This window comes from Pseudomonas sp. PS02303 (assembly GCF_029959925.1).
GTDB lineage: Bacteria > Pseudomonadota > Gammaproteobacteria > Pseudomonadales > Pseudomonadaceae > Aquipseudomonas > Aquipseudomonas mandelii.
In genome coordinates, this window is the sequence record NZ_JASCOM010000432.1 from 1 (window position 1) to 2,899 (window position 2,899).

The 2,899-nt window shown below is 59.1% G+C and carries 2 protein-coding genes; one reads left to right on the forward strand and one right to left on the reverse strand.

Annotated features, from left to right (window positions below; translation table 11 throughout):
- Positions 1 to 131: 131 nt before the first annotated feature.
- Positions 132 to 1,259: an AGE family epimerase/isomerase gene (locus tag QMX98_RS33685; RefSeq protein WP_077748936.1), complete on the forward strand. Its 1,128-nt coding sequence runs from the start codon at positions 132 to 134 to the stop codon at positions 1,257 to 1,259.
- Between the two features lie 133 nt (positions 1,260 to 1,392).
- Here the strand turns inward: QMX98_RS33685 and QMX98_RS33690 are convergent, their stop codons facing one another.
- Complete coding sequence (locus QMX98_RS33690) at positions 1,393 to 2,160, reverse strand: SDR family oxidoreductase (protein WP_010464142.1); 768 nt, start codon at positions 2,158 to 2,160, stop codon at positions 1,393 to 1,395.
- Between the last annotated feature and the right edge of the window lie 739 nt (positions 2,161 to 2,899).

The following is a 2,899-nucleotide window of genomic DNA, read 5'->3' on the forward strand; positions in this document are numbered from 1 at the left end:
GGCTCGCTCCCACATTGGAATGCGTACACCTGTGGGAGCGAGCCTGCTCGCGAAGACGGCCTGACAGACACCGCATCTCTCAGGCCTGCTAACATGTCGCGCAATCAACCCTGCCGTGACGACGCCAGCCAATGCCGCCTGTTTCCCGCTCTGCCTCCCAGCCTGAATTGACCGCTCTGTTCGCCTCGGTGCAACAGCATTTCCAGGACGTGATCGTGCCGCTCTGGCAAGGCCCCGGCTGGAATGCCGACATGGCGTTGCCTTACGAAGCGTTGGACGCCGGGCATCAACCGCTGCCGCCCCAACGCTATCGAGCGATGGCCTGCGCGCGGCAGCTGTATCTGTTTTCCAGCCTGATCGGCCAGGTGCCGGCCGCCGAGGAACGCGCCGCGGCGCTGTTCCGTTCCTTGCAACAGCATTTTCACGACGCCGAGCACGGCGGCTGGTTCTACAGCATCGACCCGCAAGGTGCGCCACTGGATCAGCGCAAAGACCTCTACACCCACGCCTTTATCCTGTTCGCCTGCGCCCATTACTGGGGCAAGGTGCGCGAGCCGCTGGTGGAATCGGTCCTCAACGCGACACTGGAAGTGCTGGCGCAGCGCTTCGCCACAGGCGACGGCCTGTACGAAGCCAGCCTCGACCGCGACTGGTCCTCGCTCGACTCCGGCCCCCTGCAAAATCCCTTGATGCATCTGGCCGAAGCTTTCCTCGCGACCCTGTCGGTGCGAGAAGACATCGCCGTACAGCGCGCGCTGGTCGAGTTATGCACAGCCATGCAGAAGCGTTTTATTGACCCGCACCACAGCGTGCTGATGGAAAAACCGCTGGGCGCTGTGGATAACTGGTTTGAACCGGGGCATCAGTTCGAGTGGTATTTCCTGCTGGAGTCTTCGCCACTGCTGCACGGCTCAAAACTGCATGCTTCGCTGGAGCGCGCGTTTGTACTCACCGAACAACTGGGCGTTGATCCACAAACGGGTGCGGTGACGGCGATGCTCGATCTGAATGGCTCTGCCAAGGATGCCACTCAACGCATCTGGGCCCAGGCTGAATACCTGCGCGCGCTGACCTTGCGTCCAAATAGCGAAGGCTCGGTGCAACGCCAATTGCAGGCATTGCAGCAACGCTTTTTGCATGCGGGAGGGTGGTATGAATGTCGCGACGAGCAGGGCGAAGTCAGCCGCAAGGACATGCCATCGACCACGCCTTATCACTTGGCCACTTGCTATCGAGGGCTGGTCGATTATCTCGGCTGACTGACAGATAGCTATCGCGGGCAATTCGGATCGCCGCACCGCCGCTCCCACAGGTTTTTTGTCGTTCGCGAAATGACGATTCAACGCAAGTCTTGTGGGAGCGCGGCTTGCCCGCGAAAGCCGTTATGCGGTCTTAACCCTTGGCATTACGCTCAATCGCAAACCCGGCCCACGTCTGGCTCACCGGCATCAATTCGAGGCTGTTGATGTTGATGTGCGCCGGGGCATTAAGCACCCAGAAAATGGTATCGGCGATGTCCTGCGGCTGGATCGGCTCGGCACCGGCGTAGGTCGCGTTGTAGCGCTCCTGGTCACCGGCGAAACGCACCAGCGAGAACTCGCTCTCGCATAGGCCCGGCTCGATATTGCTGACACGCACGCCAGTGCCTTGCAGGTCGCAACGCAGGTTCAGCGAGAACTGGCCAACGAATGCTTTGGTCCCACCATAAACATGGCTGCCCGGGTACGGATAGTTGCCGGCGACGGAGCCGAGGTTGACGATACCGGCACCGCGGCCGTGGGCGATCAGGCGTGGCAACAGCAGGCGAGTGGCGTACATCAGGCCTTTGATGTTGGTGTCGACCATGGTGTCCCAATCGTCGAGATCGCACTTCGGTGCCGGGTCAACGCCCAGCGCCAGACCGGCGTTGTTGATCAGCCCGCGCAGCTTGGCAAAGGACGGCGGCAAGTTGGCGATCGCCTCCTCCATGGCCTTGCGATCACGCACGTCGAGCACCAGGCCATGCACCTCGGTCTGCTTCGACAACTCGGCGCACAGGGCATTGAGGCGTTCTTCACGACGGCCTGTCAGCACCAGTTTCCAGCCGGCCTCGGCAAAACGACGGGCACAGGCTTCACCAAAACCAGAGGTCGCGCCGGTAATAAACAGGGTGTTGGACATCGTGTTCTCCTTGCTTCGGCTGATCGACAGCCATTGGAATAGAAAATCAGCTGGCAGCATGCCCGGCCTTGCCCACAGCGGCAACCGCCGCAAAAATTGTACAAAAAACAACCAGCCCTTCCAAAGCCACAGGCACCGTGGCTTGCAGCCATGTACACGCACCTTATCCACAGGCCGGTCCACAGTTTCCGGGGGCAAGTGGAAAAGCTGCAAGCCGCTATCCACAAGGCTTTGCGGGTAGATTACAAAGTTTTTTGCTTGACCCTCGGGTACCAGCTGTGTAGCCCATGGCATTTTGCACGATGTGATGGGCAAACCGACGATGGCGCCAAGCCAGTAACTACGGCCCTCAGCCGAGTCTTTCCAGAGTTTAACCACAGACTTATCCACAGGCTGGCCCATTGCATTTCCAGCCACTTTGCCATCCAACAAAAAGGTTGACAAAGCCTGTTCCGGGTCAAGCAAAAACGCCTGATCAAAAAACAACCACATCGCTGCAAGCCACGGATTCAAAGGCTCTCAGACAGCTACTCCCACGTTATTCACAGCCAGCTCCACAGTAAACGGGGACAAGTCAAAAGCGTGACAAAACAACTATTTGCAGCGGCTTTATGTCGCGCTTTGAGAGCTTGTGAATATTGTTTTCCACAATTTCCGGAAAGCACACTTGGCCCTTGTAGGAGCGGGCCTGCTCGCGAAAGCGGTGGGCCAGTGAAACACCTGTCGATTGGCACTCCGC

Coding starts and splice junctions, on each gene's coding strand:
- QMX98_RS33685 (WP_077748936.1), top strand. CDS start 132: ATGCCGCCTGTTTCCCGCTCTGCCTCCCAGCCTGAATTGACCGCTCTG.
- QMX98_RS33690 (WP_010464142.1), bottom strand. CDS start 2,160: ATGTCCAACACCCTGTTTATTACCGGCGCGACCTCTGGTTTTGGTGAA.